Source organism: [Phormidium] sp. LEGE 05292, assembly GCF_015207735.1.
Lineage (GTDB): Bacteria > Cyanobacteriota > Cyanobacteriia > Cyanobacteriales > Aerosakkonemataceae > Floridanema.
Map to the genome: position 1 here is coordinate 1 of NZ_JADEWG010000294.1, position 3,039 is coordinate 3,039.

General features: G+C 39.4%; 4 protein-coding genes. All 4 read left to right on the forward strand.

All coding sequences use genetic code 11. The features are described from left to right. On the forward strand, window positions 1-1,790 hold a 1,790-nt coding region (locus tag IQ264_RS32010), incomplete at its 5' end, for a PAS domain S-box protein (RefSeq protein WP_193986721.1). Further along, window positions 1,787-2,158, forward strand: a complete 372-nt coding sequence (locus IQ264_RS32015; protein WP_193986724.1) for a response regulator — start codon at window positions 1,787-1,789, stop codon at window positions 2,156-2,158. The genes IQ264_RS32010 and IQ264_RS32015, both read left to right, overlap by 4 nt. Window positions 2,159-2,356: 198 nt before the next feature. Next, window positions 2,357-2,569: a hypothetical protein gene (locus tag IQ264_RS32020; protein ID WP_193986726.1), complete on the forward strand. Its 213-nt coding sequence runs from the start codon at window positions 2,357-2,359 to the stop codon at window positions 2,567-2,569. A gap of 61 nt (window positions 2,570-2,630) precedes the next feature. Continuing rightward, window positions 2,631-3,008 carry a response regulator gene (locus IQ264_RS32025; RefSeq protein WP_193986728.1) on the forward strand — a complete coding sequence of 126 codons (378 nt, stop codon included), beginning with the start codon at window positions 2,631-2,633 and terminating at the stop codon, window positions 3,006-3,008. The last annotated feature ends 31 nt before the right edge of the window (window positions 3,009-3,039 follow it).

Below are 3,039 nucleotides of genomic sequence, written 5' to 3' on the forward strand. Positions count from 1 at the left end.
CCCCCACTTCTTCCTCCCAGTCCCCAATTCCTTGGCAGTTTGTTTATGATGAAGACCTCGATCGCGTAACTGTCGAAATTACTCCATTGATTAATGGATTAGTTTCTAGTAAGTCAGTGCAAAATCGTAATTACACTAAAGATGGTCGAGTAATTATTTGTCAGTGGTATAGTTCAGCGGTTTTTGATACAGCAGGTAATTTAATTTCTGTGCTTTCTTTTGCTCAGGATATTACCGATCGCCAACAAGCAGAATGGGAACTAAGACAACAAAAAGAACTCCGGGAAACTATTTTTAATGAATCTACAGATGCGATTTTCTTAGTCGATCCTCAAACTCTATTAATTTTTGATTGTAATCGTCGGGCAGTCGAACTGTTTGAAGTAGAAAGTAAAACCGAATTAATTGGTAAAGAAGGTCGCACTTTTCAGCGTCATCCCTTTACTAGCAAAGAAATTGATGAAATTACTCAGCAAATGCAACAAAAAGGTTTTTGGAGTGCGGAGTTGGAGTACATTTCCCGCCAAAGAAATAGTTTTTGGGCGAATATAGCAGCTAAACCTGTCAAAATTGCCAATCAATGGATTAACTTGATCCGATTAACAGACATTAGCGAGCAGCAAGCTGCGCTACGCGAACGCAAACGCATGGAAGCTGCATTAAGGGAAAGTGAAGAAAGGTTCCGCCGAGCTTTTGATGATGCTGCAATTGGTATGGCTTTAGTTGCTTTAGATGGCAGATTTTTACAAGTGAATATTGCCCTTTGTGAAATTACAGGTTACAGCGAAGCCGAACTTTTAGGCAATTTTTTCCAAGATATTACTCACCCAGATGACTTAGAGAAAGATTTAGAATATATTCGTCAGGTATTGGCAGGAAAATGCCGGACTTATCAAATGGAGAAACGTTACATCCATAAGTCTGGTCATTTAGTTTGGGGATTGTTGAGTGTTTCTGTTGTCAAGGATCAACAGGGAAATTGTCTTTACTTTGTCACTCAAATTCAAGATATTAGTGAGCGACACAAAATCGATCGCATTAAAGATGAATTTATTTCGATTGTAAGTCATGAATTGCGAACTCCCTTAACAGCAATTCGCGGTTCTCTGGGAATTTTAGAATCAGGAGTTTTAGACAATCGCCCAGAAAAAGCTCAATATATGCTTCAGGTGGCAGTGAAGAATAGCGATCGCTTAGTACGTTTGGTGAATGATATTCTAGATTTAGAGAGATTGGAGTCTGGCAAAGTTAAATTAGTCATGGGGAAGTGCCAAGTTGAAGATTTGATGCAGCAGGCAATAGAATCTGTACAAGCGATCGCTCATCAAGCACAAATTAAACTGGAACTGACACCTCTAGTCGCAGAAATCTGGGCTTCATCTGATACGATTATTCAAGCCCTGACTAATTTACTCAGCAATGCAATTAAGTTTTCTCCGGCTCATAGTACTATTTGGTTAAGTGCCGAACGCAAAAACAGCGAACCACCGAGCCAAGAAAATCCCAATGTTAATCTACAGGCAATTCCTGAATTACCCCCTACTTCGTACATCGTATTTCAGGTTAGAGACCAAGGCCGGGGTATTCCGGCTGAGAAGTTAGAAACAATTTTTGGCAGATTTCAACAAGTCGATCTTTCTGACTCTCGGCAAAAGGGAGGTACTGGGTTAGGATTAGCTATTTGTAAAAGCATTGTACAACAGCACGGAGGTAAAATCTGGGTAGAAAGTGCTTTAGGTCAAGGTAGTACATTCTATTTCACGTTACCTATAAAGAGTAAAGAAGTATGAGTAAACATATCTTAATAATTGATGATGAACAAGATATTCGAGATGTGGTTCAAGTTTCCTTAGAAGAATTTGCAGGTTGGCAAGTTGAAACAGCGAGTTCAGGTGAAGAAGGGTTACGAAAAGTAAAAATTGGTAAGTGGGATGCTATTCTTCTGGATGTGTCAATGCCTGATATGGATGGATTTTCCGTCTTTGAGCAGTTGCAAGCTAACTCAACTACTCGAACCATCCCGGTGGTGCTGTTGACGGCAAAAGTTTTACCTAACGATCGTCGTCGCTTTGCTGAAATGGGAGTTACAGGATTAATTATCAAACCTTTCAACCCGATTACTGTCTCGAATCAGGTGGCGGAGATCCTGAAATGGTAATAACTTGACTACCAAATAAAACTCTGACAAGACAAAAAATATCTGTTACCTTCCCGCACCACAATGCCCCGCAAGGGCGAACCGATCGCCAAAAATTTTACAAAAAAGCCTTACAACTTTCTTACTTTTTTACTTTAATTTGAAAACTATACACCCAGTCAAATCTTAAATTAAAACTGTAGGAAGGAAATCAACCCAATGGCAGAAATTAGAAATGACTCATCCAAAACCTTTGAAGTCCAACAAACAATTCATATCCTTAATCAAGCCGTAAATAAACTACAAGAAAATGATTATGTTTCTGCTCAAGTGATGATCGGAGTAGCTAAACAACTACTAAATGAAGTGCAAACCGATCTAGAACAGTATTTAACCATCCAAAAGATGCTGAAAGATGCTTTAAAATCCTAACTACTTAAGTTTATAGTGTTCCCTGAAGTCATCCTTAGCTGTTAAATTCTTTTTGCATTTTATGTGTAGTGCTAGATCGATTTTGCTCATTGATTACGAAGCAAGCGTGCGAGAAGTGCTTCAAGTGTGCTTGAGCGAAATTGGTGGTTGGAATGTGATAGCAGCGGCTTCTTTTGAAGAAGGATTAGCATTATTGCCAACTCAAAAACTTGATGCCATTATCATGGATAATTTCACTGGAAAAAGAGACAGCACCAGATTTATTCAGAAATTGAAAGCGAATCCTTTAACTCAATCAATCCCAATTTTGTTAATTACCCATAAAGCAAGTTGGTATAGTCGCCAACATTTGCAAGATATGAGTGTTGTAGGTGCGATCGCCAAACCTTTCGATCCAGTCTGCCTACCAGCAAAAGTTTCTCAACTATTAGGCTGGTGAGGGCAGAAGAGGTGGGGGGATGGGGAGATGG

Coding starts and splice junctions, on each gene's coding strand:
- IQ264_RS32020 (WP_193986726.1), top strand. CDS start 2,357: ATGGCAGAAATTAGAAATGACTCATCCAAAACCTTTGAAGTCCAACAA.
- IQ264_RS32025 (WP_193986728.1), top strand. CDS start 2,631: ATGTGTAGTGCTAGATCGATTTTGCTCATTGATTACGAAGCAAGCGTG.
- IQ264_RS32015 (WP_193986724.1), top strand. CDS start 1,787: ATGAGTAAACATATCTTAATAATTGATGATGAACAAGATATTCGAGAT.